Source organism: Streptomyces sp. 5K101, from assembly GCF_046506645.1.
Classification (GTDB): Bacteria; Actinomycetota; Actinomycetes; order Streptomycetales; family Streptomycetaceae; genus Streptomyces.
Genome location: NZ_JBKFFO010000013.1, coordinates 155,452 through 182,334, shown reverse-complemented (window position 1 = coordinate 182,334; position 26,883 = coordinate 155,452). Strand labels below are relative to the sequence as shown.

Sequence of the window (26,883 nt, the reverse complement as noted above, 5' to 3'; positions counted from 1 at the left end):
GGCGCCCGGGACCGGGACCCAGGGTCGTGGCCATGGAGATCCACGCCGAAGCCCTGCTGTTCGACAACGACGGAACCCTCGTCTCGTCCCTGGAGTCGGTCGACCGCTGCTGGACCACGTGGGCGCACGAGTACGGAATCACGGCGGAGGACTTCGCCCGCGTCGGGCTGCACGGCCGCACCGCAGCCGAGATAGCCGCCGACCTGCTGCCCGCCGACCTGGTGCCGGCGGCGGTCGCCCGTATCGAGGCCCTGGAGGTCGAGGACGTCGCCGGGTCGGTGGTCGCGCTGCCCGGTACGCTCGCGCTCCTCGCCCAGCTGCCGCCCGAGCGGTGGGCCGTCGTCACCTCGGCCACCCGACGGCTCGCCGAGGCGCGGCTCGACGAGGCCGGCATCACGGCCAAGACGACCGTCGCCGCCGACGACGTCACCCGCGGCAAGCCCGACCCGGAGCCCTACCTGCTCGCGGCCCGGCGCCTCGGCGTGGACCCGGCGCGCTGTGTCGTCTTCGAGGACGCCCCGGCCGGGCTGGCCGCCGGGCGTGCCGCCGGCATGCGCACCGTGGCCTTGACCACAACGCACCGTGCCGACGAGCTCGTCGCCGACACGGTCGTCCCCGACCTGTCGGCGGTGTCCGTGCAGGTGACGGCGGCCGGCGTGACGATCCGGACCGGAGCGTAAGCGTCCACATTATGTGTCGGTGGTGTCCGTATAGCGGACACCACCGATTTCTTCAGGCACGTGTCTGCTTTACTTGCAGCCATGACCACGACGAGCAGCCGCACCCTTGCGACCGAGGCGATCACGACGCCCGGTGCTCGTTGTATGCGTCGAATGTGCGCCTTCTGAGGGTCCCTGAGCGCCTCGCGCCCCGAAGCGAGACCGACAGCCGCGCCGCGTCCGATCGTCCCCGCAGCCACGGAGAACGCCCCGGACCGAGCCTGCCCCGCGCACGCCTTGCCCCCGGCCACCAGCCGAGGAGGCCGTGGTGCGGAGAACTGTCTGAACCGAATGCCCCGTGCCCGGCGGACACCGCGCCGCGCACTCGACAGTGACGGAAACCCTGTGATCACCACCAAGGGCCTGACCAAGGTCTACTCGTCGCGTGGCCGCGACGTCACCGCTCTGGACGGCGTCGACCTGCACGTCCGCGAGGGCGAGGTCTTCGGCGTCATCGGCCGCAGCGGCGCCGGAAAGTCCTCACTCATCCGCTGCGTCAACCTCCTCGAACGACCCACCTCGGGCACCGTGACCGTCGACGGCCAGGACCTCACCGCGCTCGCCGGCCGAGGCCCGCGCGCGTCGAAGGAGCTGCGCGCGGCCCGCAGCCGTATCGGCATGGTCTTCCAGCACTTCAATCTGCTGTCCTCGCGCACCGTCAAGGACAACGTCGAACTGCCCCTGGAGATCCTCGGCGTGTCCGGCGCCGAGCGTTCCCGCAAGGCGCTCGAACTCCTCGACCTCGTCGGCCTCGCCGACAAGGCCAAGGCGTACCCCGGTCAGCTCTCCGGCGGACAGAAGCAGCGCGTCGGCATCGCCCGCGCCCTCGCCGGCGACCCCAAGGTGCTGCTCTCCGACGAGGCGACCAGCGCCCTGGACCCCGAGACGACCCGGTCGATCCTCCAGCTGCTGCGCGACCTGGGCCGGCACCTCGGACTGACGGTGCTGCTCATCACGCACGAGATGGACGTCGTCAAGACCATCTGCGACTCCGCCGCCCTGATGAAGAAGGGGAAGATCATCGAATCCGGCACGGTGAGCGAACTGCTCGCGACCCCCGGCTCCGAGCTCGCCCACGAACTGTTCCCTTTGAGCGGCGACGCCTCCGGCCCCGACCGGACCGTCGTCGACGTCACCTTCCACGGCGAGGCCGCCACCCAGCCGGTGATCTCCCAGCTCTCGCGCACGTACAACGTCGACATCTCGATCCTCGGCGCCGCCATGGACACCGTCGGCGGCAAGCAGATCGGCCGGATGCGCATCGAACTCCCCGGCCGCTACGAGGACAACGTCGTGCCCGTCGGCTTCCTGCGCGAACAGGGCCTCCAGGTCGACGTCGTCGACGCGGACACCGCCGCGGCCGTCCCGGCCCAGGCCCCCGCACTGGTCGAGGAGGTTGCGAAGTGACCTGGTCCGAGATGCAGCCCCTGCTCACCCAGGGCACGCTCGACACGCTCTACATGGTGCTGTGGTCCACCCTCGTCACCGTCGCCGGCGGACTCCCGCTCGGCGTGCTGCTCGTCCTCACCGACAAGGGCGGACTGCTCCAGAACACTCCGGTGAACAAGGTCGTCGGCGTGATCGTGAACATCGGCCGCTCGCTGCCGTTCATCATCCTGCTGATCGCGCTGATCCCCTTCACCACCCTGGTCGTCGGCACCTTCATCGGCCCCACCGCGATGATCGTGCCGCTCGCCGTCGGAGCCATCCCCTTCTTCGCCCGGCTCGTCGAGACGGCGATCCGGGAGGTCGACCACGGGCTCGTCGAGGCCGTCCAGTCGATGGGCGGCTCGGTCCCCACCATCGTCCGCAAGGTGCTGCTCCCGCAGGCGCTGCCCTCCCTGGTCGCGGCCGTCACCACCACCGTGATCGTCCTCGTCGGCTACTCGGCGATGGCCGGAGCGGTCGGCGGCGAAGGTCTCGGCTCCAAGGCCGTCACCTACGGGTTCCAGCGCTTCGAGACCCAGTTCATGCTCGTCACCGTCGTGATCCTGATCGCGATCGTGACCGTCGTGCAGCTCGTCGGCGACGGAGTCGTCCGGCTGCTGGCCCGGCGCGGACACACCACGGGCTGAGCCGCGGACGTCCACCCACACAGCCCGCACTCCTTGTCCGGGCGTTGTTCCACCCATCAGAAAGAGGCACTTTTCGTGCGTAAGAACATCAAGCTCACCGCGGCTGCCGCCGCCACCGCCGCCCTCGCCCTCGGCCTCACCGCCTGCGGCACGGCCTCCGACCCGGGCGCCAAGACGGAGTCCGGTGCCAAGGCCGACGCGTCCGAGGCCCTCGTCGTCGCCGCGTCCCCGACGCCGCACGCCGACATCCTGAACTTCGTCAAGGACAAGCTCGCGGCCAAGGAGGGCCTCACGCTGGAGGTCAAGGAGTTCACGGACTACGTACTGCCGAACACCGCCACCCAGCAGGGCCAGGTCGACGCCAACTACTTCCAGCACAAGCCGTACCTGGACGACTTCAACAAGAAGAACAAGACGACCGTCGTCCCCGTCGTCGACGTCCACCTCGAGCCCCTCGGCCTCTACTCCAAGAAGGCCAAGGACATCAAGGACATCAAGGCCGGCCAGACCGTCGCCGTCCCCAACGACACCACCAACGAGGGCCGCGCGCTGAGGCTGCTCGCCGACAACGGCCTGATCACCCTCAAGGACGGCGCCGGCAACGACGCCAAGCTCTCCGACATCGAGGACGCCAAGGGACTGAAGTTCAAGGAGCTGGAGGCCGCCACACTGCCCCGCGCCCTGAACGACGTCGACGCCGCCGTCATCAACGGCAACTACGCCATCGAGGCCGACCTCAAGCCTGCCTCGGACTCCCTGGTGCTGGAGAAGGCCGAGGGCAACCCATACGCCAACTTCCTCGCCGTCAAGGACGGCAACCAGGACGACCCGCGCGTGCAGAAGCTCGCGAAGCTCCTGAACTCGCCCGAGGTGAAGAAGTTCATCGAGGACACCTACCAGGGCTCCGTCGTCGCCGCCTCCGGCACGGTCAAGTAGTCACCGCAGCACGCCCCTTGACGTCGGCCCCGGGCGCCTACCAAGGTGCGCGGGGCCGCGTCGCACCCGCCAAGCCCCGTGGAAACCCACCACCGGGAGCCACCACCAACGCCTCCTGGCTCGGTCATCCACGACCCCGTAAGCCTGCACCCGGCCATGCACAGCAGGCAGCCGATGTTGCATGCTGTGCCTTTACGACTACGACGCCCACACGGCAACGACCCTTTCGACGGTCCCGGCATGGAGCAGTGCATGACTCACACCTTCCCGGACGTGTCCATCAGCACGGAGCGGTTGGTGCTGCGCCCCTTCGAGGACGCCGACATCCCGGCTTTCACCGAGATGATGAACGACGAGCTGACCACGGCCTGGACGTCGGTGCCCCACCCGTACACCGCACAGGACGCGCAGGACTGGGTGCGCAGGATCGCTCCTGCCGAGCGCACCACGGGCCGGGGCATCGTCCTCGCCGTCACCGAGTTCCTCACCCAGCGGCTCGTCGGCACGGTCCACCTGCGGAACACCGACTGGCGCACGCTCGCCACCGAGGTCGCCTACGTCACGGCGCCCTGGGCCCGGGGCGAGGGCTACGCCACCGAATCCGTCCTCGCCGTCGCCCAGTGGCTCTTCCGCAACCAGAGGTTCGAGCGCATGGAACTGCGCACGGCCGCCGACAACACCGCCTCCCAGCAGGTCGCCCAGAAGATCGGCTGCATCAGCGAAGGCGTCCTGCGCAACGCCTGGATAGTGCGCACCCAGACGGACGACGGCGGCTGGACGGACGTCCGCACCGACCTGATCGTGTGGAGCCTGCTCCCCGAGGACCTGGAGGCCGACCGCATGACCGAAGCGGGCTACGCCTCCTACACCGACTGGAACTGAGGCCGGCGGGCGTGAAGCCGAGGCCGGCCGGTTGGAACCGAGCCTGACCGGCTGGAACGGAGGCGCGCCCTCCGGAGGCGAGCCCGGCCGACGGGAAGCCGAAGCCGCCGGACCCGACCGCCGGCCCGGACACGGGGACACACCCTCATCGCCCGCGCACCGCTCCGGGTACTCTCACGAGGCGACCCCACAAGGCGTCGCGCATCCGCGGAAGCATCCCCGACCTGCAACAACTCCAGGAGACTGACGAGATGGCCGACCGGGTCACGGTGATCGGCTGGGACGGCTCGCCGCTCACCCAGGCGGCCAGGTCCGCGCTGTCGGCCGCGACCCTGGTCGCCGGCGCCGCCCACCACCTGGCCCTGCCCGAAGTACCGCTCCGCGCCGAACGCATCCGCCTCGGCAGCGTCGACCTCGCCGCCCGGCGCATCGCCGGCCACCGCGGCAGCGCGGTCGTCCTCGCCGACGGCGACCCCGGGTTCTTCGGCGTCGTCCGCACGCTGCGCGCACCCGAGCACGGCCTGGAGGTCGAGGTCGTCCCCGCCGTCTCGTCCGTCGCCACCGCCTTCGCCCGGGCCGGCATGCCGTGGGACGACGCCCGGATCGTCGTCGCCCACCGCCGCACACTGCGCCGCGCCGTCAACGTGTGCCGGGCCCACCCCAAGGTCGCCGTCCTCACATCCCCGGGCGCGGGCCCCGCCGAACTCGCCCTTCTCCTGGACGGGGTCCACCGCACCTTCGTGATCTGCGAGGAGCTCGGCACCACCCGCGAACAGGTCACCGTCCTCACCTCCGACAAGGTCGCCGACCTCGTGTGGCGCGACCCCAACGTCGTCATCGTCATCGGCGGCGCCGGCAGCCTCACCGCCGCCTCCGGCAACGGTTCCGGCTGGATTGCCGGGCATGAACCGGGCTATCCCCCCGAGCTGCGCGGCTGGGCCCTGCCGCCCGCCGACCCGCAGGCACCGCCGGCCGGCGAGGGCGAGTACGCGGGACTGCGCGCCGCTCAGCTGGCCCGCCTCGGCCCCCGCGTCGGCGACCTCGTCTGGGACATCGGCTCCGGCGGTGGCGCACTCGCGGCCGAGGCCGCCCGCTTCGGCGCCGCGGTCATCGCGGTCGACGCCGACCCGGACGCCTGCCGCCGCAGCGTGACCGAGGCACGGCGTCTCGGCGTCCAGCTCCAGGTCGTCCAGGGACGGGCCCCGCACGTACTGGAACGGCTGCCGGAACCGGACGTCGTACGCATCGGCGGCGGAGGAGTGCCCGTCGTCACCGCCGTCGCCGACCGCAGGCCCCAGCGCATCGTCACCCACGCCTCCACCCGCGACGAGGCGGAGGCGATCGGCGCGGCCCTGGCGGCCGGGGGCTACGACGTCGAGTGCGCACTGCTCCAGGCCGTCGAACTGGACACCGCCGACTGGACGGAGCGCGAACGCACCGTCGTCTTCCTGCTCTGCGGCCGCCACCCGGAGCCCCGCGCGTAGACCCGGCCGCTCCGGGCGAACCCCGGCCCACGCCTCCTGCCGCGGACGGTGGGGGGTAGGCTGGACGATCGTCGTACCGCAGCCGGGCGTTCGTCGAATCGTTCGTCAATGTCCGGAAAAGGGAGTCACTTTGGCTCCTGTTTGTGGTACGTCGGTACCGGGGGGGCGCGCGACGTGGCGCAGCCCACAGCGGACCGTGGCGGATCTTACTGCCGTGGTGGCGAACGACGGCGACAATGCTTGGGTCCGGGGTCGATCGTGCCGCGCGGCGCACACGCTCGTTGTTGTTCACGGGCGTCAGGTGTGCCGGTCGGACGTCCCGGCGATGGGCGAAGGAGCAAACCGATGGGCGAGGGGAACGCATGACTGACACCGGCCAGATCCCGGGCGAGGGGCTGCCGGAGAACGCAGGCATGGTGGAGCAGCCGGGCGTCCCCGCCCCCGGCGCGTACACCTACCTCGAACCCTCCGAGCACGCCTCCGAAGAGGACGACCTCCTGCTGATGCCGGGAGCCCAGGGAGCCTGGAGCGACCCGCAGCACATGCCGATGGCGCAGGCGCCGCAGGCACACGGAGCACCCGCCGCCGACCAGTACGCGGCGGCGCCCGTCTCCGTTCAACCGATGGGCCGTCAGGGCGCCGTTCCGCAGCACGGAAGCGGCGAGTACCAGGTGGAGTACCAGGCGGGCGGTTACGGCACGCATGAGTACCCGGCCGCGCCCGGGGCACCGCAGCCCGTCGGGCAGGAGGCGGTGACCGAGCCGGCGCCCGCGCCGGAGTTCGTCGAGGTCGCCCCCGCGCCGGTGGCCGACGCCGCCGCGTACGCGCACCAGGCGCAGCCGCACGACCCCCAGGCGCAGCAGGAGCCGGAGCAGCCCGCGTTCCAGGAGGTCGACGCCCAGCAGCCCGCGCCCGTTCACGCGCAGGACGCCCCCGCACAGGACGTCCACGCGCCCGGGGCCCAGGGCGCTCCGCTGTCCGGCGTCCCGTCGCAGCAGGTGTCCCAGGAGGCCCTGCAGCAGGAGCCGTTGGCGCAGGTCCAGGGCACCATGTCCGTCGTCCCCGGCGTGGCGCCGGGCGACCCCGTTTCCGCGGCCGCCCACGCCGCTCCGCTCGGTGCCGAGGCCCACGCCGCCGTCATGGTCGACGCCCCGGCCGGGGAGGCCGCCCACGCCGCTCCGCAGGCGGCCGTCGCCGCGTCCGCGCCGGAGCACGCAGCCGCCGCGCGGCAGGCGCCGCACGAGACCGGCGCCCACGAGGCCGGCGGCCGGGACTCCGGCTCCGTCGACCTGGGAGCCGTACGGCTGCCCGCGGCCGCCACCTCCGCCATGCCGACTCCGCCGCCCGCGCGCCGCCCGCTCCACATGGGACCGCCGGTGCCCGAGCCCAACAGCGGCGTGGTGCGCTCGCTCGCCGACCGGGGACCCGCGGGGACCCCGCCGCACCCGATGGTCGTACGGCCCGCCCCGGCGCAGTCCGCCGCGACGGGTGTGGAGTACCTCGACGTCCCGCGCGAGGAGGCCGCTGCCGGGCTTGCGGGTCCGCAGCTCGCGGACATCCCGCCGCAGGCCGGCGCCCCTTGGGACCCGCAGCCGCCCCAGGAGCAGGCGCACCAGGCTCCGGCCGCACCGGCGGAAACGGTCGCCCCCGAAGCGGGCGCCGAGTCGGTGCCCACGGAGGCTGTCGCCGGTGCGGGGACTGCCGAAGCCAGCGACGAAGCCGTGAACGCGAGCGCGCAGGAGGCCACCGTGCCCGCCCCGCGGGCCGGCGGATCCGAGCCGCAGCAGCCCGCGGACACCGCGGAGGCGGCGACGGTGATCCCCGCGGAGGCCGGCCCCGCCGAGGGCGCGGAGCCGGCGGGGGACGCCGTCACGGACGAGCCGGCGACGCAGCAGGCCGAGGCCGCTCAGCCCGCCGAACCGGCTGGGCACGAGCCCGTCGTCGCGCCGGAGCCGACGGCGGAGGCCGAGCCGGTGGCCGGTGCCCACGCACCGGCGGCGCAGGCCGAGCCGGTGGCCGCACACGAGGCCGAGGCGTCCCCCGAGCCGGCGGACTCCTCGGCCGAAGCGTCCCCCGAGGCCGCCACCGAGGCCGTCGCGGAGGCCGCTTCCGAAACCGCTCAGGAGATCGCGGCCGAGGCCGCGCCGGAGCACGCGCCCGCGCCCGCGGACACCCCCGCGCCGGAGAGCGCCGAGACCCAGGAGACCCAGCCCATCGCCGCCGAGCCCGTCGCCGCCGAAGGCGATGCCGAGCCCGACACCGCCGAGCCCGACACCGTCGAACCCGTCGCCGCCGAGCCTCCCGTCGAGCCCGTCGCCGCCGAGTCCACCGCCCCTGAGGACGAGCCCGCCGAGCCCGAGGCCGACGCCGTGACCGCTCCCGCGCCCGGCTACGACGACGCCGAGCGCGAGGCCGTCCTGCGTGTCATGCGTGAACGCCGCGACATCCGCAACGGCTTCCGCAGCGACCCCATCCCGCACGAGGTCCTGCTCCGCGTCCTCGAAGCCGCGCACACCGCGCCGAGCGTCGGCCACTCCCAGCCCTGGGACTTCGTCGTCATCCGCTCGGCCGAGACCCGCCGCACCATGCACGAACTGGCGCAGCGTCAGCGCGAGGCGTACGCCAAGTCGCTGCCCAAGGGCCGGGCCAAGCAGTTCAAGGAACTGAAGATCGAGGCCATCCTCGACACCCCGGTGAACATCGTCGTCACCGCCGACCCCACCCGCGGCGGCCGCCACACCCTGGGCCGCCACACGCAGCCGCAGATGGCGCCCTACTCCTCGGCCCTCGCCGTCGAGAACCTGTGGCTCGCCGCGCGCGCCGAGGGCCTCGGCGTCGGCTGGGTCTCCTTCTTCGACGAGCGCGAAATGGTCCGCACGCTCGGACTGCCCGAGCACCTCGAAGTCGTCGCGTACCTCTGCGTGGGCTACGTCGACGAGTTCCCCGACGAGCCCGAGCTGATGCAGGCGGGTTGGTCCAAGCGCCGTCCGCTGTCGTGGGTCGTCCACGAGGAGACGTACGGCCGTCGTGCGCTGCCCGGGGAGGAGCCGCACGACCTGCTCCAGGAGACCGTCACCACCATCCGCCCGCTGGACGCCAAGGCGCTCGGCGAGGCGTGGGAGCGTCAGAAGCGGATGACCAAGCCGGCCGGCGCGCTCGGCATGCTGGAGATCATCTCCGCGCAGCTCAGCGGCCTGTCCCGGATGTGCCCGCCCCCGATCCCGGAGCCTGCGGCGGTCGCGATCTTCGCGGGCGACCACGGCGTGCACGCCCAGGGCGTCACGGCCTGGCCGCAGGAGGTCACCGGCCAGATGGTCGCCAACTTCCTGGGCGGGGGAGCGGTCTGCAACGCCTTCGCGACCCAGGTCGGCGCCGAGGTCTGCGTGATCGACGTGGGCGTCGCCTCCGACCTGCCCGCCACCCCGGGTCTGCTGCCGCGCAAGGTCCGGCCCGGTACGGCCGACTTCACCACGGGCCCCGCGTTGACCCGCGACGAGGTGGTCGCGGCGATCGAAGTGGGCATCGAGACGGCCCGCGACCTGGTGGCGGCCGGCAACAAGGCGCTGCTGACCGGTGAGATGGGCATCGCCAACACGACCGCGTCCGCGGCCGTCATCGCCGTCTACACGGGCGCCGACCCGGCGGAGATCACCGGCCGCGGCACCGGCATCAACGACGAGATGCACGCCCGCAAGGTCGACGTCGTGCGCCGCGCGCTCGAACTCCACCGGCCCGACCCCGCCGACCCCATCGGCGTGCTGTCGGCCGTGGGCGGCCTGGAGCACTGCGCACTCGTCGGTCTCATCCTCGGCGGCGCGTCGTTGCGCACGCCGGTCGTCCTCGACGGCGTCAGCACCGGCGCGGCGGCCCTGGTCGCCCGGGCCATCGCCCCCGAGGCGCTGGCCGCGTGCATCGCCGGACACCGCAGCGCCGAGCCGGGCCACGTGGCCGCGCTCAACAAGCTGGGCCTGCGCCCGCTCGTCGACCTCGACCTCCGCCTCGGCGAGGGGACGGGCGCGCTGCTGGCGCTCCCCGTCGTGCAGAGCGCGGCACGCGCGATGCACGAGGTCGCCACGTTCGACTCGGCCGGCGTCACGGAGAAGTAGCGCACCCCGCCCGGGCGCCCCGCGGATCTTCGCGGGACGCCCGGCACCGGCACACAGCCGGCCGAGCCGGGCCCGTGACCCGGGACCGGGACCGGCAGGACGGGCCACGGCCCGTGGCCCGAGAACGAGCCCCACCCCTGCCCGGACGGCCGGGACCGAGCCAACCCCGGCCCGGGACCGGTAGGACGGCCACCGGCACCCGGCCCCGGACCGGCAGGACGCACCAGGGCCACGCGCGCTCCGGGGCCGGCTACGGCACCGGGCCGCGGAACCGTACCCTGGTGCCAGCAGCGCCCCCACCAGCCGCTTCACCGCCGCAGCGGCCCCGTACACGCACCACCCGCACGAGGAGCCGCACCGCCATGCCCGAGCCCGCCGAGCATCCCGCCTACCCCGTCGGACTGCGCCTGACCGGGCGGCGTGTCGTCGTCATCGGCGGCGGCCAGGTCGCCCAGCGTCGTCTCCCGGCCCTCGTCGCGGCCGGCGCCGACGTCACACTGGTCTCGCCCTCCGCGACCCCGTCCGTCGAGGCGATGGCCGAGTCCGGCGAGATCACCTGGACGCGGCGGCGCTACGAGGAGGGGGACATCGCCGACGCCTGGTACGCCCTCGTCGCCACCAGCGACCCCGAGGCCAACGCCCGCGCCTCCGCCGAGGCCGAGCGCACCAAGACCTGGTGCGTCCGCAGCGACGACGCCGAGGCCGCCACCGCCTGGACCCCGGCCACCGGCCGCAGCGAGGGCGTCACCGTCGCCGTGCTCACCGGCCGCGACCCGCGCCGTTCGGCGGCCGTGCGCGACGCCATCGTCGAGGGCCTGCGCGACGGCAGCATCGCCGCGCCCCACCGTCGCACCCGCGCCCCGTTCGTCGCCCTCGTCGGCGGCGGCCCCGGCGACCCGGACCTGATCACGGTGCGCGGCCGGCGTCTGCTCGCCGACGCCGACGTCGTCATCGCCGACCGCCTCGGGCCGCGCGACCTGCTCGACGAGCTCCCGCCGCACGTCGAGGTGATCGACGCGGCCAAGATCCCGTACGGCCGCTTCATGGCCCAGGAGGCCATCAACAACGCGCTCATCGAGCACGCGAAGGCCGGCAAGTCCGTCGTACGGCTCAAGGGCGGTGACCCGTTCGTCTTCGGGCGCGGCATGGAGGAGGCGCAGGCCCTCGCCGAGGCCGGCATCCCGTGCACGGTCGTGCCCGGCATCTCCAGCTCGATCTCGGTGCCGTCGGCGGCGGGCATCCCGGTCACCCACCGGGGCGTCGCCCACGAGTTCACCGTCGTCAGCGGGCACGTCGCGCCCGACGACCCGCGGTCGCTGGTCGACTGGCAGTCCCTGGCCAAGCTGACCGGCACCCTCGTGATCCTCATGGGCGTCGACAAGATCGGTGCCATCGCCCAGGCGCTCATCGCCCACGGCAAGGCGGCCGAGACGCCGGTCGCCCTGGTGCAGGAGGGCACGACCGCCGCCCAGCGCCGGGTCGACGCGACGCTCGCCACGGTCGGCGAGGCCGTGCGGGCGAACGAGGTGCGCCCGCCTGCCGTCATCGTCATCGGCGACGTCGTCGGCGTCGGCGTCGGTGTCCCGCCGATCAAGTAACCAGCGGTAACAGAAGTCCGCGCGAGCCGTTGGCACCGCACCACCGAGAAGGCAGTATCACCCCGTGGCTGAACTCATCACCGTCGACGACCCCGATGACCCGCGCCTGGCCGACTACACGGGCCTGACCGACGTCGAACTGCGGCGCCGGCGCGAGCCCGCCGAGGGGCTGTTCATCGCCGAGGGCGAGAAGGTGATCCGCAGAGCCCGGCAGGCGGGCTACGAGATGCGGTCGATGCTGCTGTCCGCCAAGTGGGTCGACGTCATGCGCGACGTCATCGACGAGGTCCCCGCGCCCGTGTACGCCATCGACCCGGGCCTGGCCGAACGGGTCACCGGCTACCACGTGCACCGGGGCGCGCTCGCCTCCATGCAGCGCAAGCCCCTGCCGACGGCCGCGGACCTGCTCGGCGAGGCCCGCAGGGTGGCCGTCATGGAGTCGGTCAACGACCACACCAACATCGGCGCCATCTTCCGCAGCGCCGCGGCCCTCGGCATGAACGCCGTGCTCCTCTCCCCGGACTGCGCGGACCCGCTCTACCGGCGGTCCGTGAAGGTGTCCATGGGCGCGGTCTTCTCGGTCCCCTACGCCCGCCTCGACAGCTGGCCGAAGGGCCTCGAAACGGTCCGCGAGGCCGGGTTCACGCTGCTCGCGCTCACTCCCGACGAGAAGGCGTCCTCCATCGACGAGGCGGCCCCGCACCGGCTGGAGCGGGTCGCCCTCATGCTGGGCGCCGAGGGCGAGGGCCTGTCGGCCAAGGCGTTGCGGGCCGCTGACGAGTGGGTGCGCATCCCCATGGCGCACGGCGTCGACTCGCTCAACGTGGGCGCGGCGGCCGCAGTCGCCTTCTACGCGGTGGCGACCGGGCGCCCCGGAGCCTGACCTACAGCTGCTGCGCGGCGGCGATGCCCAGCGCCACGATCAGCGTCACCACGAAGAAGACGACGATGCGCTGCCGCAGCAGCCGCGGATTGGCGGGCCGCCGGCCGGCCGACGTCGTGCGCACTCCCGGCCGCGTCCCGCTGCGACGACCGTTCGTCCGGTCGTTCGTACGGGCCGTGCCGCGCCCGGTGGTGCGGCCCTGAGGCGGCCTGGAGCCGCCACCCGTACGGGACGGCGGCTGCGGCCGCTGCGCCGACGAGCCGCCCGTACGCCGTTCCATGCGCTCGGTCCGCTCCGTCCGCTCGGCTCGCTCCGTGCGCTCGGTATAGCGCGCGGTCGGCCGGTCGATCTCGACCCGCTCCCGCTGCATGGGCGGCCGGGCGTCGTGCAGGCCCTGCGCCTCCCTGGCGGCGATCTCCTTGAGGCGCATCGACAGCTGCAGCGTGCTCGGCCGTTCCTCGGGATCCTTCTCCAGGCACGCGGCCACCAGCGGAGCCAGTGCGTCGGGCACGCCGTGCAGCTGCGGCTCCTCGTGCACGACGCGGTACAGCATCACCTCGGAACTGCCGTGCCCGAAGGGCGAGTCGCCCATCGCCGCGTACGCGAGGGTCGCACCCAGCGCGAAGACGTCCGTGGCGGGCGTGACCACGGCACCGCGCACCTGCTCGGGCGCCAGGAAGCCGGGGGAGCCCACCGCCGTGCCGACGTGCGTGAGGGTGCTCGCGCCGGTGGCCCAGGCGATGCCGAAGTCGATGATCCGGGGCCCCTTGGGCGACAGCAGGATGTTCGACGGCTTCAGGTCACGGTGGACCACGCCGGCCTCGTGGACCGCGACGAGGCCCTCCGAGAGCGCCGCCCCGACCGCGGCGACGTCGGCGGCCCGCAACGGGCCCTCATCGGCCACCTTGTCGTGCAGGGACGGGCCGGGGACGTACTGCGTGGCGAACCACGGGCGGTCCGCCTCCAGGTCCGCGGCCACCAGCCGGGCCGTGCAGCCGCCGCGGATGCGCCGCGCCGCCGAGACCTCCCGGGCGAACCGCGACCGGAACTCCTGGTCCTCCGCGAGATCCGGCCGGATCACCTTCAGCGCGACCCGCTGGCCGCGGCGGTCGGACCCCAGATAGACGACACCCATGCCGCCCGCGCCGAGCCGCCGGTGAAGCCTGAACGAGCCGACGACACGCGGGTCCTCGCGCCGGAGCCGCATCATCGCCATTGTCCGTCCCCTACCTACGGTGGGAGGCCCCACCCCGCTGCCCGGTCGTCCGTTTGACGTGCCACAGCTTACGTACCGCCGCGCCGGTGCGCTCATAGGCCGCGCCCTCGCGCCCGGATCTTGTCAGTGCCCGGTGGGAAACTTGAGGAGTGGTCAGGGGCGGCCGGATCCGCCGCCGCTGACCCGTGCGCCAACTCAACGGTTCGACGCAGAAGGGGGATTGGATCGATGAAGGGCGACCGGGTGGAAATCGTCGTGGACGCGGGAGACACGACCCGTACGTACGAAGTGGTGGCAAGCCGGGCGGGCCGCCGGGTGGAGACGGCGGTGCGCAGAGGGGTGGTGGAAGTGAGCGAAGTCACCAGATCGGGCACGGTCGTGCGCACGGCGCGCTTCATGGCCAACCGGGTGCTGGCGCTGGTCGAGCAGCCGGTCCCGCGCGACGACGGCGCCGATCGGGAGCGTCCCCTCCGGGAAGACCCCAAGTCGTAGGTCCGCGTCTCCACCCAGGGGAGTACATCACCGGGGGGCGGCTCATCCTCGGGGAGGCCCGGCAATCGGTACGCGGGCATGACGTCCGGGCCCCGTCGTTTCCCTAGTGTTGAGGTCAAGCGGCGGGTGCAGCACTCGTCCTCCGAGGTCAGACACCCGCCGCTGCCAACCACGACAGGAGAGGGACCATGGCGGACACGGCATCGCGCAAGGCCTACGCCGAGCTCGGCGTCCGCCCCTCCGGGACGCGTCACCCGCTGGTGGCGACGGCCATGGTCCTTCCCCTCGCGGCACTGCTGGTGGTCGTCTTCGGCGGCTGGGAAGCGGTGGTCGCACAGGCGTCGTCCGTGGGCGTGATGCTGGGGCGCTGAGGAGCGCCCCGGGCCCGGAAGAGCGGTCCGGGTCGGGGACATCCGGCCAACAACCCCGTGGGGACGGGGGTGCGGCGGACGGCAGCGTTTGGCCGGTCAGCTGGGGAGCTGACCGGCCATCGCGCATGCCCTGGGCGGGTGGGAGCACGGTTTCACGCTTCCGTTCGGGCCGCGTACGCCCCCGGCTTCCCTCACCTGCCCTGCCCCACGGCACGACGCCGCACGTCCCGAACACGCCTTCGGCCGAAGGGCGGAGCCAAGCGCGCCGGTGCCGGAGGCGCTGGGCCCCCACGCTCGCGGGTGCCGGAGCCCCGATTGCCGGGACGCGGGTGTCGTCCACGACCGCCTGGCCGGTGGCCCCGAGCAGCGGCCCGGCCCGATTACGCTCCACGACGTGACCGCCCCACTCGTCCGCATCCTGGCCACCGTCGCCCGTGACGCCGCCCACCTCGCCACCCCTGGCGGCGCCCCCTGCCCGGCCTGCGGCGCCGCAGGCGCCCCCAGGGACGGTGAGACGCTCGCCGACCGGCCCGACGGCACCGTGGTACGGCACGGCAGGGCCGTCGCCAAGGCGCACGCGCCCGAGACCGACCCCGTCGCCCACCGCGCCCGACTCACCCTGGCCGCCCACCCGGCGCTGGCGGACATCCTCCTGCCGCCGCTGCCCCCTCCAGCAGGCACACTGCCGCAGACTCGCCCCGTCACCGCCTGGCCCTACGGCGTCCCCGTCGACCCCGCCGACCCCGACGCCGCGCCCTGGGAGGAGGCGGGCGTCCTCCTGGCCCGCCTGCACCGTGTCGGGACCGTCGGCCTTCCCGGCCCGCTGCCACCCATGCGCGGCCCCGCCAAGGCCGCGGCCGCGATGGCGCGCATGGAGGCCGCCGCGGCCGACCACCCCGCCGCACCCGTGGTCCGGCGCGCCTGGGAGAGCCTCCCCGCATGGGCCAGGGGAGCGGCCCCGGCCGCGCCGGACCACCGCCCCCGCACCCTCTGCCACGGCGACCTGCACCTCGGCCAGCTCGTGCGCCATCCCGTCCCCGACGGCCCCTGGCTGCTCATCGACATCGACGACCTCGGCCTCGGCGACCCCGCCTGGGACCTGGCCCGCCCCGCGGCCTGGTACGCGGCCGGCCTCCTGCCCCCGCCTATCTGGCAGCGGTTCCTCGGCGCGTACACGGCCGCGCACGGTCCGGCGGTCCCGTCCGACTGCGACGATCCGTGGCCCCAACTCGACGTCCCCGCCCGGGCGCTCACCGTGCAGACCGCCGCGCTAGCCCTCGCGAAATCCGCCGCGGAGGGCCGGCAACCGGACGACGTGGAAGGCGCGGTGATCGACACCTGTGCCCGAATCGGCACACTCCCACCCGAGTTGGGGTGCGCCTCCGCGTCGTAGGGTGAAGTCCTCGTCGCCGGGCATGCATCCGGCGACGTCGACCGAACGGCGAGAGGCAGAGCAGACGATGCAGTGTCCCAAGTGCCATGCAGCGATGCACACGTACAACCGCAACGGGGTCCAGATCGAGCAGTGCAGCGGCTGCCGCGGGATATTCCTCGACTACGGCGAGCTGGAGTCGCTGACCCGGCTCGAGTCCCAGTGGGTGCAGCAGGCGCCGCCCCCGCCGCCGGCCCCGCAGGCGTACCCGGCCGCTCCCGCCCCGGCCGCACCGGCCTGGGGAGCCCCGCACCACGGCGGCCACCACGGTGGGCACTACCGCCAGCGCAGCTTCGGCCGGATGCTCTTCTCGTCCTGAAAGGCGCCGGTCGTCCTGAAGGGTGCCCGGTCGTCCTGAAGGGCGCCCCGAAAGGGGTGCCTCCGCGCGGCTGACCACAGCCCCGCCCGCCGGCCCGGTCGTTCCTGCGTGGACCCCGGCCCGGCGGCCGGACGGGCCCCGGCACGGCACGACGCGCCCCGCGCACGACGAAGCCCCCGGCCGTCGAGACGGCCGGGGGCTTGTCGATGGTGCGCGATACTGGGATTGAACCAGTGACCTCTTCCGTGTCAGGGAAGCGCTCTCCCGCTGAGCTAATCGCGCAGGTCGCCGCACTGCTGCGGCGTACTGCGAGGTGCTGCGTGCGCGATACTGGGATTGAACCAGTGACCTCTTCCGTGTCAGGGAAGCGCTCTCCCGCTGAGCTAATCGCGCGGGGGATCCTTGCGGACCAGTGGACGATACTGGGATTGAACCAGTGACCTCTTCCGTGTCAGGGAAGCGCTCTCCCGCTGAGCTAATCGTCCATGGAGGTGGAGACGGGATTTGAACCCGTGTAGACGGCTTTGCAGGCCGTTGCCTCGCCTCTCGGCCACTCCACCCGGAGTGTGGGGGGTCGGGAAGACCCCCCTTTTCTCGAGCGGACGACGAGATTCGAACTCGCGACCCTCACCTTGGCAAGGTGATGCTCTACCAACTGAGCCACGTCCGCCTGTCGTTTCCGTTCCGCTTGCGCGTCCCGGCGACGTGTTGAACTCTAGCGGATTCCTGGGCCAGTACAAAAACGCGTTTCTGCAGCGTGCTGACGTGTGTGCGCGTCGCGGCAGGTCATCGGCGGCTCGGCGGCGGCCGACGGGCCGCTCTTCGCCGCCCGATCCCCGCCGGTCATAGACTCACAGACGTGCACGCCCTCCCTCCTCTGGCCCGCTTCGGCCCCCTCGTCGCCACCGATCTCCGGGACGTCACCAGCGACCCCTCCGCCCTGGACTCCGCCGGGTTCTGGGCCGTCGCCGCGGACTTCGAGGGGCGGCTGACCTGCGCCCGCTTCGGCGACGTCCGTACGGAACCGGTACCCGAGCCCGTGCCCGGACGATGGCGCGGCCCGGCCGCCGAGGACTGGACCTCCTCGCTGGACCGCGCCTCCTACACTGCCGGCGTACGGCGCATCCGCGAGCACATCGCGGCCGGCGACGTGTACCAGGCGAACCTGTGCCGGGTGCTCTCCGCGCCGCTGCCCGACCCGGACGGCGCCGACGTCGACGAGCTCACCGCGCTGCTGGCCCGCGGCAACCCCGCCCCGTACGCAGGAACGATTCGGCTCCCCGCGCACGGAGTGGAGATCGCCACCGCGTCGCCCGAGCTGTATCTGCGCCGCGCCGGCCGCACGGTCGAGTCGGGGCCGATCAAGGGCACCGGCCGGACCGCCGAGGACCTGCTCGAGAAGGACCACGCCGAGAACGTGATGATCGTGGACCTCGTCCGCAACGATCTCGGCCGCGTCTGCGCCACCGGCAGCGTGAGCGTGCCCGCCCTGTGCGCGGTCGAGCAGCACCCCGGACTCGTCCACCTCGTCTCCACCGTCCGCGGCGAGCTCGCCCCGGAGGCGGGCTGGAGCGAGCTGCTGACGGCCACGTTCCCGCCCGGCTCGGTCACCGGCGCACCCAAGTCCAGCGCGTTGAAGATCATCGAGGAGCTGGAGACCTCGCCCCGCGGCCCGTACTGCGGAGGCATCGGCTGGGTCGACGCCGACCGCCGCACCGGCGAGCTCGCCGTCGGCATACGCACGTTCTGGATCGACCGCCGGGACCCGGGCGGTCCCGCGCTGCGTTTCGGTACCGGAGCCGGGATCACCTGGGGCTCCGACCCCGAGCGCGAGTGGGACGAGACCGAACTGAAGGCGTCCCGGCTGCTCGCGGTAGCGTCGGGTGCGTACGAGGCAAGCGGAAGGACAGCGGGATGAAACTCTGGGTCAACGGCGAGCTCAAGGACGCCGAGGACGCCCGGGTATCGGTCCTCGACCACGGCATGACCGTGGGCGACGGCATTTTCGAGACCGTGAAGGCGGTCCACGGGCAGCCCTTCGCTCTCACGCGCCATCTGGAACGGCTCACGCGCTCGGCCCGCGGCCTCGGCCTGCCCGAGCCCGACCACGACGAGGTGCGCCGCGCCTGCGCCGCCGTGCTCGACGCCAACCCCATGCCGCTCGGACGCCTGCGCATCACCTACACCGGAGGGCTCTCGCCGCTCGGCTCCGACCGCGGCGACGCCGGCCCGACCCTGGTCGTCGCCCTCGGCGAGACCGGCCGCAGGCCCGACACCACCGCCGTGATCACCGTCCCGTGGACGCGCAACGAGCGCGGCGCGCTGACGGGCCTGAAGACCACCTCGTACGCCGAGAACGTCGTGGCTCTGGCGCGGGCGCACCAGCAGGGCGCCTCGGAGGCGCTGTTCGCCAACACCGTCGGGCAGCTCTGCGAGGGCACCGGCTCGAACGTCTTCGTCGTCCTCGACGGAGAACTGCACACCCCGCCGGTCTCCTCCGGCTGCCTCGCGGGCATCACCCGCGCCCTGACCGTGGAGTGGACGGGGGCCAAGGAGACGGACCTGCCGCTCGACGTGCTCGACCGGGCCGAGGAGGTCTTCCTGACCTCCACCCTGCGCGACGTCCAGGCCGTCGTCCGCATCGACGGCCGGGAGATCGGGCGGGCCCCCGGCCCCGTGACGACGAAGGCGATGCGCGTCTTCGAGGAGCGGGCGTCGGCCGACCCCGACCCCAAGTCCCGGTAGGAGCAGGCCCGTCGGAAAACCTGGTGTCGGACGGCCGCGGGGCAGGTAGAAAGTCCCCGATGACCACAACCCTGCGGCCCACCGGGCCGATTCAGCGCGAGGAGTCCGGCGCCGCCTCGCGGGCGTACGACGTCTGTGTGAACGGCCGGCCGGTCGGCTCCGTCCTGCTCGCGAAGGACACCGCCGCCGGGCCCTCGGTCGGGTACGTGCGCTCCCTGACCATCGACGACGCGGACCGCCGGCGCGGTCGCGGCACCGTCGCCGCGCTCGCCGCCGAGGAGGTGCTGCGCGACTGGGGCTGCACCGAGGCCCGCACCTCCGTCCCGGCCGACGCCACCGCCGCCCTGCGCCTGATCTCGGCCCTCGGCTACACCGAACGCGGCCGCAACATGCTCAAGGAGCTGCCGGACCATCCGTCCCCGCTGCCCGGCACGGCCTCGGGGCGGCCCATGCACGAGACCGAGTTCGACGGCTGGCGCGCCAAGGCGGTCGCGCACCACGCCGAGGAGTGGATCGCCCGGGGAACGCCGCGCGACGAGGCCCTCACCCGCTCCAACACCCTCCACCGCACCCTGCTCCCGGAAGGTCTCGCGACGCCGGGCGCCGAGCTGTGGTGCCTGGTCGCGGCGGACACCGTGGTGGGACACGTCTGGGTCGCGACGCGGCACGAGGTGCGCCCGGGGGAGCAGGGGGCCTACGTCTTCGACGTGGAGGTGGCCGAGGAGCACCGCGGCAGGGGCTACGGCCGCGCCCTGATGCTGCTCGCCGAGCACATCGCCCGTGCCGCCGGCCGCACCCTGATCGGTCTCCACGTGTTCGCGGGCAACACCCCGGCGCAGAGCCTCTACGAGTCCCTCGGCTACCGGACCACGCACCACAACTTCCTCAAGCGGCTCCTCTAGCCACGGGGCTACGGGGTGTCCGTCGGCTCCCCGAGCAGCCGCTCGGCGATCTCCTCGATCCGGGCGCGCAGCCCCTCCTGGCTCTTTCCGCCGTCGAGGCGCTCGCCACCGATGACGTACGTCGGCGTGCCCGTCACCCCGATCGCCTTGCCCTCGGCCTGGTCCGCGTCGACGATCAGGATGTGCCGGCCGTCGATCAGGGCGGTGTCGAACTCCTCGGCGTCCAGGCCGAGTTCGCACGCCACCTCCAGCAGCACCGGCTCGCCCCGCGCCGCCAGGTCCTCGGTGCGCTCCAGCACGGCCTCCACGTACGGCCAGCCCTTGCCCTGCTCGGTCGCCTCCTCGGCGGCCTGTGCGGCGGTGAAGGCGTGCTTGTGCTTGTCGAGGGGGAAGTGCCGCAGCCGCAGTTCCAGCCGGTCGCCGAACCGGGCGCGCAGGGTCCGCAGGTCCTCCAGGGCGGCATGGCAGTCGGGGCACTGGAGCTCGCACCAGACGTCGAGGACGACCGGGCGGGCGGTGGTGGAGTCGCTCATGGGGCCAGTCTTCCAGCCGGTGCCCGGCGCACCCAACCGGGACCGGAGGAGGAGATCGCCCCCGAGATCCCCCTGAGGCCGCCACCGGGCATGGCCCGCGGTCAGGGGGACGGTGCAGGATGGAAGGGACGTACCACCTCATGCCCGCCGATGCCTGGAGGACCGGATGCTTGCCGAGACCATTTGTTCCGCGGTGTCCGCGGCGGGCCTGGGCATCGCCGCGATCACGGCGTACCGCAGGCGCTTCCTCGCCGCGACCCGCATCGCCGCCTACTCCCTGGTCCCCGTGGGCCTGGTGCTGACCGGGGCCGTCCAGTGGCTCGCGGACACGGCCTTCAGCCCCGCGGCCTGGCTCGGCTTCGGACTGCTCGGCGGCGCCTGGCTGCTGTTCATGACCACCCGTGCCGTCGAGCGGCGCTCCGGGGGCAGCCGCCGGGAGCGCAAGGCCGCCGCCTCGGCGCGGCGCTCCGCAGCCGAGTCCGGCGCTTCCCAGCCCGCTCTCGGCGGGGCACGTCCGTCCGCGGCATCGAAGGCGACCGCGGCCGACGACTTCAGCGACATCGAGGCGATCCTGAAGAAGCACGGCATCTAGCCCGCTCTGCGGATCTCGCCGGACCCCCGTGCCCTGGCACCGCACCCCACGCACCAGGGCCTCCCACTCGCTGATCCGGCCTGCTCCGAGGGCGCGGACCCGCGCAAGGCGACCGGCGTGGCCGCCGGAGCCCGCCCGTACGGCGCAATGGGATGTGATGAACTGCCGCGCCGTCGGGGTGTGTTGGTCGATCACGCCGTGGCGCGCTGCGCCATGATCGCCCCGAGATGCTCGATACCTCCCGGGGCCAGCCCCCCGCACCCACCCCAGAGCCGCGGGGCTGTCTGTTCGCGCTCTCCCAGCCGCCCCTGATGATCTTCCTCGCGGTGATCGGCGTGCTCCTGCTGATGGGCGCTGTGCACGATCTGTTCCTGCTGTGACGCTGCCGCGCCCCCGGTCGCCCGCGGCGGCCGAGTCCGGAAGGGGCAGCGCCCGTCAGCCCGCCGCCTCCTTGCGGCGCGCCCGGTAGGCGGCCACATGCAGCCGGTTCCCGCAGGTGCGGCTGTCGCAGTAACGCCGTGACCGGTTGCGCGAGAGGTCGACGAAGGCGCGCCCGCAGTCCGGCGCCTCGCAGCGCCGCAGCCGCTCCTGCTCGCCCGCGACCACGATGAATGCCAGCGCCATCCCGCAGTCCGCGGCGAGATGGTCCGCCACCGAGGCGCCCGGCGCGAAGTAGTGCACGTGCCAGTCGTAGCCGTCGTGGTCGGTGAGCTGCGGCGTCGTCCCGGCCGCCGCGACGAGCTGGTTGATCAGCTCGGCCGCCGTGCGGCTGTCCCGCGCGGCGAAGACCTCCGCGAAGCGGTCCCGGACGCCCCGCATGGCCGCGAGGTCCTTCGGTCCCAGCTCGCCCACGTCGCTGACGTGGTGGCTCCGGACGAACTCGTCGAGCGCCGCGACGTCCGCGAGTCCGTCCTCCTGGTCGCCCTCAGGTGCGGTGTTCACCAGATCGACGACGGTGTCGAGGGCGATACGGGTGTCGTGGGGAATCAGCACGATTCGCTCCCTGGCCGGCCGCGGGCCGGTGCCCGCCTAATTGCGCCGACTCTAGCGGTTCGTGCCGAGAGCACATCGGCGCCGTCGCCACGGTGGATTCCGTGACGACGGCGCCGGCTGTATGGAATTCTCCGCGCGGCGCCGTCTCCCCGAGATGGACGGCGCCGGGCGTCTTTCGCCTGGCTCAGCTTTCGGCCAGGATGTGCGAGAGCTCCGTGTCCAGATCGAAATGGCGGTGCTCGGTGCCCGGCGGCACCGCGGCGTCCGTCCGCTTGAGGAACGACTCCAGGGCCCGTGCGGGGGCCTCCAGGAGTGCTTCCCCTTCCGGGGAGCTGAGGGCGATGCAGACAACCCCCTGGCCGTGGCTGCGGGACGGCCAGACCCGTACGTCGCCGGTGCCGGTGGGGCGGTGCAGGCCCTCCGCGAGAAGATCGCGGGCGAAGACCCACTCGACCGTTTCTTCGGCTCCGGTGTGGAAGGTGGCGTGCACGGCGTAGGGATCGGCCGTGTCATACCGCAGGCCCGCGGGTACAGGCAGTGAGGACTCGCTCGATACAACGAGGCGCAGGTGCAGCTCGCAGCTGACCGTGGTGTTCATAAGCGCCAGGGCCTTTCGCTCAGTGTGCGCTCGGGGATTCGCACGTCGGCGAAATCGACATGCCACCTACGGTGCCGTTGTAAACCCCTCTGACCGTTTTGTGATCCCTCGGGTCGCTCGTGCGGCCGCGCATTGCTTGGCGTTGCACGGCCAATCCGGTGACGCTGTTCGATCGGGTAAGTTGGGCGCTATGAATGCGCAGAGTGACGAGCGGGACGAGGCGGTCGCGGCCGTGGCCGCCGCCCCCGCCACGGGGGACGTGACGACGGGCGCGGCGCGGCCGGCCCAGGAGGCGGAGAGGGTCGACGAGCCGGCGCTCGGCTCACGGGCGCCGCACTTCATCAAGCGGTCGAGGACCCTGCACATCAGCTGGCAGGTCGGCGTCTTCGTCGTCGGCCTCGCGGTCGTCGGCGCGGGCGCGGCGATGCTCGTCCTGCCGGGACCCGGCTGGGTCGTGATCTTCGGTGGCATGGCGATCTGGGCCACTGAGTTCGTCTGGGCCCAGCTGGTGCTGCGCTGGACCAAGCGCAAGGTCACCGAAGCCGCCCAGCGCGCGCTCGACCCCAAGGTCCGGCGGCGGAACATCATCCTCACGACGATCGGCCTGGTCATCGTGGCCGTGCTCGTCGGCATCTACCTCGTGAAGTTCGGCCTCGTGATGCCGTGGAAGATCGACGAGTGACCCCGCAGTGGTCCTGGGCACGCTCTGACATGCGGTAATGTTTGCGGTGCGCCCGGGCGATTAGCTCAGTGGGAGAGCGCTTCGTTCACACCGAAGAGGTCACTGGTTCGAACCCAGTATCGCCCACCTGGACCGAAGGCCCCGGAGACCCAGTCTCCGGGGCCTTCGGCGTTCAGCGCATCCGGCCCAGGCTCTCCCTGAGCCTGCGCGCGTCCCGCAGCCGCTGCTCGTAGGTGGCGCCGACGCCGAGAAGCAGCAGACCGGCCACCGCCGGGGGCAGCCAGCGGGGGAGCGCGTCGACGACCTGGACGACGTACGGGGCCAGCTCGTGCAGGGCGTCCAGCGCCAGCGCCGCGCCGCCCAGCACCAGCAGGGCCTGCAGCCGCAGCCGCGCGCCCGCGAGGGTCACGGCGAGCGCGGCTGCGCCCAGCAGCAGCGGCCGCAGCCAGTGCTCGTCGCCCCAGGCCGCGAACAGGCTCGGCACGAGGGTCGCCGCGAGGCCGGGACCGTACGACGTCCACGACGACGCCTGCGGGTCCCGCCGGCGGCGCAGCGCGCCGATCACAAGCGCGGGGATCGTGACGGGCAGCGTGTACGCCTCGGGCGCGGCCACGTCGGAGGCGAACAGCCGCACCCATGTGGCGAGCACGAACAGCGCCGCGGCGACGTACCCGGCGGCCGGGCGGCGTTCGGCCCGCACCGCCGTGCCCGCGGCGATCACACCGCACAGGGCCAGCACCAGGGCCAGCGTCGGAGGGTGTCCGGTGGCCAGCAGCACGGCGACCGGACCGGCGGCCGCCGCGGTGGCCTCCACCGGCAGGGCCACGGGGTGGCGGCCGAGGCGGGCCCCGACGAGGGCGGCCACCGCCGGCACGAGCAGGAGCACGAGGGCCGCGCGGTGCGGCGGCAGCCCGGCGGCCGCCGCGCATGCTCCGGCGAGGCCGGTCGCGAACACGGCCGCCGCGCAGGCGGCCACCCGCTGCGCCGGACCACGCGACCGGAACGCGGCGGCCACGAGCGCCGCCGGCAGCACGCCCAGCACGACGAACGTCGCCGGACGCGTCGCCAGGGACAGCAGCGCGACGCTCACCGAGCCGGCCAGGCCGCAGGCCAGCGCGGCATGCGCGAGCGGGGCGTGCCGCAGGTCGCCACGGGCGGTCAGCACGGCGCCGAGCACAAAGAGCGCCACGACGAGCACCAGCTGCCAGCCGACCGCGACGCGGTACGGCACGTCGATGACCGCCGGCAGGACCAGCAGGGCGGCCCAGAACAGGGCCAGGGAGCCGCAGGCCGCCGCGGGGCGGAGCACGGCGCGGAGCGCGGTGCCACGGCCGGCGGCGGCCGCGTTTGAAGTGGCGTGCGGGCTGTCGGCGGCCGGGATGCGGCGCGACACCAGTGCCGTCGTCGGCGCGAGGACCGCGAGCACCAGCGGGGCAGCCGGGAGGACGGAGAGCGGAACGTCCAGGGACAAGGCCTCCCGCGTACCCGCCGGTGCCTGCGACCAGATGTCCGTGAGCCGCGTGGCCGGGCCCGCGAGCGACACGAGTACCGCCGGCAGCGCCGTCACCGCGGCCGCCGCCTGCACGGCGCCCGCCGACCGGGCGAGGCCCTGCCGCAGGCGGTCCGGCAACGACGTACGGACGACCGCGAGGAGCGCCGTCGCGCACAGGACGTAGCCGAGCACCGCCCACCCCTGCGGGACCGCCGTGCGGATCACGCCGCCCACGGCCGCGACAGCCGCCAGACCGGCGACCACCGACGCGCCCGGCGCGGCGGCCGGCGAACGCCACGCAGCGAACACCGCCACGGCCGACGCCGCGAGCAGCAGGACCGCCGGACCCGCCGCCGTGCCGGGCGAGCCGGCGGCAAGGGAGAGCCACAGGCCCGTCAGCACGGCAAGGCCGCCGGTGACCGAGGCCGTCACCCAGGCGAACCCGCGCACCACCGCCGGCCGTGTCCGCAGGGCCACCGCGACGTCCAGCGCCGCCGTCAGCAGCAGCGCCCACTCCATCGGGGGCGCGCCAGGACCACCGGCGAGCGCCCACAGCGGCAGCGGCAGCTGCGCCGTCACCACCGCCGTCGGCAGTGGGGTGTGCAGCCGCCGCAGCACCAGGCCGTAGGCGGACCAGAGCCCGGCCAGCACCGCCGAAACCCCGGCCGCATAAGCCAGGCCGTCGGTGTCCGCCAGGGCCGCCCGGTGCACCGCGTACGCGTCCAGCACCATCAGCACCAGACCCAGCACGCCCACCGACTCGGCCGTCGAGACGAGACCGCGGCGCAGCAGGACGGCCGGCGTGCCGAGGGCCGCCAGCGTGACCGCGCCGAGCACCGCGCTGCGGCCGCCGATGCCCAGGTGGCCCCAGCTGACCAACGTGAACGCGATCGCCGCGACGGCCAGCAGGATGCCCCCGAGCGTCAGCAGCACGTTCTGCACGCTCGGCGGGGACGCCTCGGCGCGCGGCTGCGGCCCCGCCGGCCAGGGACGCGACGCCGGGAACGGCGGGGTCGGGGACGCGGCGACCGGCGGCCGCAGGGCGGCCAGCAACCAGCTGCGCCGGGCCAGCAACTGCGCTCGACGTGCGTCCAGTTGACGCAGCTCACGGTCGAGGATCGCCAGCTCCTCGGCGGGTGTCGGAACGTTCTCCATGGCCGGCAGTGTGGCGCGTGCCACAAGCTCCGGACATGGGTGCGGGTACTCAGATCCGCGTGAGTACCCGCCGACGGTCGCAGCGGTCGCAGCGGGCCAGACTGGGGGTCATGGACTGGTGCCGCTACCGCTTCCGCAGCGTCTGGGATCTGCCCGCCGCCCCGGAGGCCGTCTACCGGGTTCTGGAGCGGGGCGAGGAGTACCCGCGGTGGTGGCCGCAGGTGCGCGCCGTCGAGGTCGCGGGCGAGGATTACGGCACCGCCCGTTTCCGCTCCCTGCTGCCGTACGACCTCCGCGTCACCGTGCGCGCGCGCCGCCGGGACCCGGTGGCCGGCGTGCTGGAGATCGCGCTGGACGGGGACCTCGTGGGCTGGTCGCGCTGGACCGTGACGGCGCACGACGCGGGGGCACGCGCCCTGTTCGAGCAGGACGTCGAGGTCCGCAAGCCGCTGATGAGGCGCCTGGCGGTGCCCTGCCGCCCGGTCTTCCGGGCCAACCACGCGCTGATGATGCGCGGTGGGCGACGCGGTCTGGCCGCCTACCTGGAAGCGGTTTGAAGGAAGGCCGCGCAGCCCTGTATGGTTCAGTGCGTTCCCGGGCGATTAGCTCAGTGGGAGAGCGCTTCGTTCACACCGAAGAGGTCACTGGTTCGAACCCAGTATCGCCCACCGGGAGAGG

Annotated in this window: 25 protein-coding genes and 7 tRNA genes; 22 read left to right on the top strand and 10 right to left on the bottom strand. The window is 73.4% G+C overall.

What is annotated here, in order from left to right:
- The first annotated feature begins 32 nt into the window (after positions 1-32).
- The 9 genes from ACLB9X_RS24660 to ACLB9X_RS24620 all read left to right on the top strand — a co-directional run bounded on the left by ACLB9X_RS24660 (position 33) and on the right by ACLB9X_RS24620 (position 12,683).
- A complete protein-coding gene (locus ACLB9X_RS24660) occupies positions 33-680 on the top strand; it encodes an HAD-IA family hydrolase (RefSeq protein ID WP_410362564.1) in 648 nt (215 codons plus the stop codon).
- A 384-nt stretch (positions 681-1,064) separates the two neighbouring features.
- Positions 1,065-2,126 carry a methionine ABC transporter ATP-binding protein gene (locus tag ACLB9X_RS24655; RefSeq protein WP_410362563.1) on the top strand — a complete coding sequence of 354 codons (1,062 nt, stop codon included), beginning with the start codon at positions 1,065-1,067 and terminating at the stop codon, positions 2,124-2,126.
- Complete coding sequence (locus ACLB9X_RS24650; RefSeq protein ID WP_410362562.1) at positions 2,123-2,794, top strand: methionine ABC transporter permease; 672 nt, start codon at positions 2,123-2,125, stop codon at positions 2,792-2,794. Before ACLB9X_RS24655 ends, ACLB9X_RS24650 begins: the two co-directional genes overlap by 4 nt.
- A 75-nt stretch (positions 2,795-2,869) precedes the next feature.
- Complete coding sequence (locus ACLB9X_RS24645; RefSeq protein WP_410362561.1) at positions 2,870-3,730, top strand: MetQ/NlpA family ABC transporter substrate-binding protein; 861 nt, start codon at positions 2,870-2,872, stop codon at positions 3,728-3,730.
- Between the two features lie 252 nt (positions 3,731-3,982).
- Entirely contained in the window at positions 3,983-4,612 is a 630-nt protein-coding gene (locus ACLB9X_RS24640) for a GNAT family N-acetyltransferase (RefSeq protein ID WP_410362560.1), read from the top strand.
- Between the two features lie 251 nt (positions 4,613-4,863).
- Entirely contained in the window at positions 4,864-6,096 is a 1,233-nt protein-coding gene (cbiE, locus tag ACLB9X_RS24635; RefSeq protein ID WP_410362559.1) for a precorrin-6y C5,15-methyltransferase (decarboxylating) subunit CbiE, read from the top strand.
- A 362-nt stretch (positions 6,097-6,458) separates the two neighbouring features.
- On the top strand, positions 6,459-10,202 hold the full coding sequence (gene cobT, locus ACLB9X_RS24630) for a nicotinate-nucleotide--dimethylbenzimidazole phosphoribosyltransferase (RefSeq protein ID WP_410362558.1): 3,744 nt from the start codon (positions 6,459-6,461) through the stop codon (positions 10,200-10,202).
- Between the two features lie 362 nt (positions 10,203-10,564).
- The gene (gene cobA, locus ACLB9X_RS24625; protein ID WP_410362557.1) at positions 10,565-11,800 is read left to right on the top strand and encodes a uroporphyrinogen-III C-methyltransferase; all 1,236 of its coding nucleotides are present in this window, start codon (positions 10,565-10,567) and stop codon (positions 11,798-11,800) included.
- 64 nt (positions 11,801-11,864) lie between these two features.
- Complete coding sequence (locus ACLB9X_RS24620) at positions 11,865-12,683, top strand: TrmH family RNA methyltransferase (RefSeq protein WP_410362556.1); 819 nt, start codon at positions 11,865-11,867, stop codon at positions 12,681-12,683.
- A 1-nt stretch (position 12,684) separates the two neighbouring features.
- Here ACLB9X_RS24620 and ACLB9X_RS24615 read toward each other — a convergent pair whose 3' ends face one another.
- Positions 12,685-13,899 carry a protein kinase domain-containing protein gene (locus ACLB9X_RS24615; RefSeq protein WP_410362555.1) on the bottom strand — a complete coding sequence of 405 codons (1,215 nt, stop codon included), beginning with the start codon at positions 13,897-13,899 and terminating at the stop codon, positions 12,685-12,687.
- A 228-nt stretch (positions 13,900-14,127) separates the two neighbouring features.
- On the opposite strand from ACLB9X_RS24615, the gene ACLB9X_RS24610 reads away from it, so the two are divergent.
- The 4 genes from ACLB9X_RS24610 (at position 14,128) to ACLB9X_RS24595 (ending at position 16,513) form a co-directional block, all read left to right on the top strand.
- Positions 14,128-14,391: a hypothetical protein gene (locus tag ACLB9X_RS24610; protein ID WP_410362554.1), complete on the top strand. Its 264-nt coding sequence runs from the start codon at positions 14,128-14,130 to the stop codon at positions 14,389-14,391.
- A 188-nt stretch (positions 14,392-14,579) separates the two neighbouring features.
- On the top strand, positions 14,580-14,762 hold the full coding sequence (locus ACLB9X_RS24605; protein WP_410362553.1) for a hypothetical protein: 183 nt from the start codon (positions 14,580-14,582) through the stop codon (positions 14,760-14,762).
- Positions 14,763-15,156: 394 nt separating this feature from the next.
- Positions 15,157-16,155: a phosphotransferase gene (locus tag ACLB9X_RS24600; protein ID WP_410362552.1), complete on the top strand. Its 999-nt coding sequence runs from the start codon at positions 15,157-15,159 to the stop codon at positions 16,153-16,155.
- 67 nt (positions 16,156-16,222) lie between these two features.
- Positions 16,223-16,513, top strand: coding sequence for a zf-TFIIB domain-containing protein (locus ACLB9X_RS24595; RefSeq protein WP_177153633.1), 291 nt, complete (start codon positions 16,223-16,225; stop codon positions 16,511-16,513).
- Between the two features lie 207 nt (positions 16,514-16,720).
- On the opposite strand, the gene ACLB9X_RS24590 is transcribed toward ACLB9X_RS24595, so the two are convergent.
- The 5 genes from ACLB9X_RS24590 to ACLB9X_RS24570 form a co-directional block, all read right to left on the bottom strand.
- Positions 16,721-16,795 (bottom strand) — tRNA-Val (locus ACLB9X_RS24590).
- Between the two features lie 39 nt (positions 16,796-16,834).
- A tRNA-Val gene (locus ACLB9X_RS24585) sits at positions 16,835-16,906 on the bottom strand.
- A gap of 20 nt (positions 16,907-16,926) precedes the next feature.
- Positions 16,927-16,998 (bottom strand) — tRNA-Val (locus ACLB9X_RS24580).
- 1 nt (position 16,999) lies between these two features.
- Positions 17,000-17,073: transfer RNA gene (locus tag ACLB9X_RS24575), tRNA-Cys, on the bottom strand.
- A gap of 37 nt (positions 17,074-17,110) precedes the next feature.
- Positions 17,111-17,183: transfer RNA gene (locus ACLB9X_RS24570), tRNA-Gly, on the bottom strand.
- 189 nt (positions 17,184-17,372) lie between these two features.
- Here ACLB9X_RS24570 and ACLB9X_RS24565 point away from each other — a divergent pair.
- From ACLB9X_RS24565 to ACLB9X_RS24555, 3 genes are read left to right on the top strand one after another with little or no spacing between them, the layout of a single operon-like run.
- Positions 17,373-18,431: a chorismate-binding protein gene (locus ACLB9X_RS24565; RefSeq protein ID WP_410362551.1), complete on the top strand. Its 1,059-nt coding sequence runs from the start codon at positions 17,373-17,375 to the stop codon at positions 18,429-18,431.
- Positions 18,428-19,258: an aminotransferase class IV gene (locus tag ACLB9X_RS24560; protein ID WP_410362550.1), complete on the top strand. Its 831-nt coding sequence runs from the start codon at positions 18,428-18,430 to the stop codon at positions 19,256-19,258. The genes ACLB9X_RS24565 and ACLB9X_RS24560 overlap by 4 nt, the downstream gene beginning before the upstream one ends.
- Before the next feature lie 59 nt (positions 19,259-19,317).
- On the top strand, positions 19,318-20,160 hold the full coding sequence (locus ACLB9X_RS24555; RefSeq protein ID WP_410362549.1) for a GNAT family N-acetyltransferase: 843 nt from the start codon (positions 19,318-19,320) through the stop codon (positions 20,158-20,160).
- 8 nt (positions 20,161-20,168) lie between these two features.
- On the opposite strand, the gene ACLB9X_RS24550 is transcribed toward ACLB9X_RS24555, so the two are convergent.
- Positions 20,169-20,693, bottom strand: coding sequence for a DsbA family protein (locus ACLB9X_RS24550; RefSeq protein ID WP_410362548.1), 525 nt, complete (start codon positions 20,691-20,693; stop codon positions 20,169-20,171).
- A gap of 166 nt (positions 20,694-20,859) precedes the next feature.
- Between ACLB9X_RS24550 and ACLB9X_RS24545 the strand changes: the two genes are divergently transcribed.
- Positions 20,860-21,285: a hypothetical protein gene (locus ACLB9X_RS24545; RefSeq protein ID WP_410362547.1), complete on the top strand. Its 426-nt coding sequence runs from the start codon at positions 20,860-20,862 to the stop codon at positions 21,283-21,285.
- 227 nt (positions 21,286-21,512) lie between these two features.
- Positions 21,513-21,665: a hypothetical protein gene (locus ACLB9X_RS24540; protein ID WP_410362546.1), complete on the top strand. Its 153-nt coding sequence runs from the start codon at positions 21,513-21,515 to the stop codon at positions 21,663-21,665.
- Positions 21,666-21,720: 55 nt separating this feature from the next.
- Here ACLB9X_RS24540 and ACLB9X_RS24535 read toward each other — a convergent pair whose 3' ends face one another.
- Together ACLB9X_RS24535 and ACLB9X_RS24530 are read right to left on the bottom strand one after the other, a co-directional pair.
- On the bottom strand, positions 21,721-22,278 hold the full coding sequence (locus ACLB9X_RS24535; RefSeq protein ID WP_410362545.1) for a CGNR zinc finger domain-containing protein: 558 nt from the start codon (positions 22,276-22,278) through the stop codon (positions 21,721-21,723).
- A gap of 184 nt (positions 22,279-22,462) precedes the next feature.
- Positions 22,463-22,876, bottom strand: a complete 414-nt coding sequence (locus tag ACLB9X_RS24530; RefSeq protein WP_003959770.1) for an SsgA family sporulation/cell division regulator — start codon at positions 22,874-22,876, stop codon at positions 22,463-22,465.
- Between the two features lie 190 nt (positions 22,877-23,066).
- On the opposite strand from ACLB9X_RS24530, the gene ACLB9X_RS24525 reads away from it, so the two are divergent.
- Both ACLB9X_RS24525 and ACLB9X_RS24520 read left to right on the top strand, forming a co-directional pair.
- Complete coding sequence (locus ACLB9X_RS24525; RefSeq protein ID WP_410362544.1) at positions 23,067-23,558, top strand: TIGR02611 family protein; 492 nt, start codon at positions 23,067-23,069, stop codon at positions 23,556-23,558.
- A gap of 54 nt (positions 23,559-23,612) precedes the next feature.
- Positions 23,613-23,684, top strand: a tRNA-Val gene (locus ACLB9X_RS24520).
- A gap of 46 nt (positions 23,685-23,730) precedes the next feature.
- Here ACLB9X_RS24520 and ACLB9X_RS24515 read toward each other — a convergent pair.
- On the bottom strand, positions 23,731-26,205 hold the full coding sequence (locus tag ACLB9X_RS24515) for an SCO7613 C-terminal domain-containing membrane protein (protein ID WP_410362543.1): 2,475 nt from the start codon (positions 26,203-26,205) through the stop codon (positions 23,731-23,733).
- A gap of 110 nt (positions 26,206-26,315) precedes the next feature.
- On the opposite strand from ACLB9X_RS24515, the gene ACLB9X_RS24510 reads away from it, so the two are divergent.
- Entirely contained in the window at positions 26,316-26,762 is a 447-nt protein-coding gene (locus tag ACLB9X_RS24510) for an SRPBCC family protein (protein WP_410362542.1), read from the top strand.
- Positions 26,763-26,801: 39 nt separating this feature from the next.
- Positions 26,802-26,873: transfer RNA gene (locus ACLB9X_RS24505), tRNA-Val, on the top strand.
- Positions 26,874-26,883: the final 10 nt, after the last annotated feature.

Coding starts and splice junctions, on each gene's coding strand:
- ACLB9X_RS24660 (WP_410362564.1), top strand. CDS start 33: ATGGAGATCCACGCCGAAGCCCTGCTGTTCGACAACGACGGAACCCTC.
- ACLB9X_RS24640 (WP_410362560.1), top strand. CDS start 3,983: ATGACTCACACCTTCCCGGACGTGTCCATCAGCACGGAGCGGTTGGTG.
- cbiE (WP_410362559.1), top strand. CDS start 4,864: ATGGCCGACCGGGTCACGGTGATCGGCTGGGACGGCTCGCCGCTCACC.
- cobT (WP_410362558.1), top strand. CDS start 6,459: ATGACTGACACCGGCCAGATCCCGGGCGAGGGGCTGCCGGAGAACGCA.
- cobA (WP_410362557.1), top strand. CDS start 10,565: ATGCCCGAGCCCGCCGAGCATCCCGCCTACCCCGTCGGACTGCGCCTG.
- ACLB9X_RS24615 (WP_410362555.1), bottom strand. CDS start 13,899: ATGGCGATGATGCGGCTCCGGCGCGAGGACCCGCGTGTCGTCGGCTCG.
- ACLB9X_RS24610 (WP_410362554.1), top strand. CDS start 14,128: ATGAAGGGCGACCGGGTGGAAATCGTCGTGGACGCGGGAGACACGACC.
- ACLB9X_RS24605 (WP_410362553.1), top strand. CDS start 14,580: ATGGCGGACACGGCATCGCGCAAGGCCTACGCCGAGCTCGGCGTCCGC.
- ACLB9X_RS24595 (WP_177153633.1), top strand. CDS start 16,223: ATGCAGTGTCCCAAGTGCCATGCAGCGATGCACACGTACAACCGCAAC.
- ACLB9X_RS24560 (WP_410362550.1), top strand. CDS start 18,428: ATGAAACTCTGGGTCAACGGCGAGCTCAAGGACGCCGAGGACGCCCGG.
- ACLB9X_RS24555 (WP_410362549.1), top strand. CDS start 19,318: ATGACCACAACCCTGCGGCCCACCGGGCCGATTCAGCGCGAGGAGTCC.
- ACLB9X_RS24550 (WP_410362548.1), bottom strand. CDS start 20,693: ATGAGCGACTCCACCACCGCCCGCCCGGTCGTCCTCGACGTCTGGTGC.
- ACLB9X_RS24545 (WP_410362547.1), top strand. CDS start 20,860: ATGCTTGCCGAGACCATTTGTTCCGCGGTGTCCGCGGCGGGCCTGGGC.
- ACLB9X_RS24540 (WP_410362546.1), top strand. CDS start 21,513: ATGCTCGATACCTCCCGGGGCCAGCCCCCCGCACCCACCCCAGAGCCG.
- ACLB9X_RS24530 (WP_003959770.1), bottom strand. CDS start 22,876: ATGAACACCACGGTCAGCTGCGAGCTGCACCTGCGCCTCGTTGTATCG.
- ACLB9X_RS24525 (WP_410362544.1), top strand. CDS start 23,067: ATGAATGCGCAGAGTGACGAGCGGGACGAGGCGGTCGCGGCCGTGGCC.
- ACLB9X_RS24515 (WP_410362543.1), bottom strand. CDS start 26,205: ATGGAGAACGTTCCGACACCCGCCGAGGAGCTGGCGATCCTCGACCGT.
- ACLB9X_RS24510 (WP_410362542.1), top strand. CDS start 26,316: ATGGACTGGTGCCGCTACCGCTTCCGCAGCGTCTGGGATCTGCCCGCC.